At 47.1% G+C, this 1,392-nt stretch carries 1 protein-coding gene; it reads left to right on the top strand.

Annotated elements, in window-relative coordinates; translation table 11 throughout:
- Window positions 1-124: 124 nt before the first annotated feature.
- Window positions 125-1,117, top strand: coding sequence for a DUF3644 domain-containing protein (locus T5B8_RS19925; RefSeq protein ID WP_353181003.1), 993 nt, complete (start codon window positions 125-127; stop codon window positions 1,115-1,117).
- Window positions 1,118-1,392: the final 275 nt, after the last annotated feature.

The following is a 1,392-nucleotide window of genomic DNA, read 5'->3' as shown; positions in this document are numbered from 1 at the left end:
CTCCAGTCTCTCAAGAGTTGGAGCCTCCGACGAACCCGGGGCGATTCAGAACGAATCGCTGCAGTTGACCGCCCAAAGCGCTGCCGCGCTTCGGGCGGCAACTGAGCTTAGGCGTTAGCTCCTTATGCGATCACGTTCTCAAACACTCGCCCGTAAATCAGTTGATGCAATGGTTGCAGCAATTGAGGTATACAACAAACCAAGCTTCTCTTATCGAGAGGAAACCTTCTCCATTCTCGCCATCAATGCTTGGGAACTGCTGCTTAAAGCACGCATCTTGCAGCTATCCGGCAATAAAGTTAGTGCCGTCTTAAAGTATGAAAAGCGTAGGAAAGCGAATGGCGAAATGTCTTCGAAGCTGTACCGCGCGAAGAACCGTTCTGGTACACATCTCTCAATCGGGTTATTTAAGGCCCTTGATCTTCTCGAGAATGATTATGGAGATCAAATGCCAAAATCGGTGCGAAAAAACATCGATCTTTTATGCGAGGTTCGAGACAACTCGATTCACTTTGTAAATAAAGGCTTTGATTTGGCATTGCTCGTGCAGCAACTTGGTACTGCTTGTCTCAAAAACTATTTAGTGGCAATTCGACGCCTCTTCGGCATAGACTTATCGGACTACAATTTTTTTCTTATGCCGCTGGCTTTTTATGGTAGCGACGCCGGAATGCAAGGGGTGGCCCTAAACTCTGAGGAAAAGAAACTCTCCAAGTACTTGAGAGCCGAAACACAAGTATCGGACCCAGACTCGGAACCTGGGGACTTCAATGTGTCGCTAAACGTGAATGTTAAGTTCACGAAGTCCAAATCCGAAGACGCGGAGTTAGTGCGAATCACAAATAACCCCGGTGCAACGCCTATCACGCTGAAAGAAGAAGACGTGAGAGAAAAGTACCCGTGGGATTACAAGATTTTGACAACACGATTGAGCAAGAGATATTCGGACTTCAAAATTAACAAGGATTACCACGCTATCCGAAAGCCCCTCGAAGCTAACGAACAGTATTGTAACAAGCGGTATCTTGATCCAGCGGTGAAGAAAGGCGTCGGAAAATGCTTTTATAATCCGAACATTATTCAGGAATTTGACAAATATTATAAGAAAAAGAGCTAACAAATCGCTGCAGTTGACCGCCCAAAGCGCTGCCGCGCTTCGGCCGGCAACTGAGCTTAGGCGTTGGGTAGTAAGGAAGATCGCGATCTCAAGCTTTAAGTAAAGTTGGTTTCTGGGATAAAAATGGCGTCCTACGCTCGCAGAACGTGCTCAAACTGTGGGCTCCGTTTGCCTCAACCGGAAATGTGTGAACGCCTAGTCACGCCAATGAGCGTCAAAGGATATCGAGTTACTGTCAAATCTGGTGTATGAGGAAAGAAGCTAGGCGGCTTTCC

It is taken from the genome of Salinisphaera sp. T5B8 (assembly GCF_040361255.1).
Lineage (GTDB): Bacteria > Pseudomonadota > Gammaproteobacteria > Nevskiales > Salinisphaeraceae > Salinisphaera.
This window is presented reverse-complemented; position numbering and strand designations above follow the sequence as displayed.

Bases quoted from the DNA above. Each gene is read 5' to 3' on its own strand.
- T5B8_RS19925 (WP_353181003.1), top strand. From the start codon at position 125: ATGCGATCACGTTCTCAAACACTCGCCCGTAAATCAGTTGATGCAATG.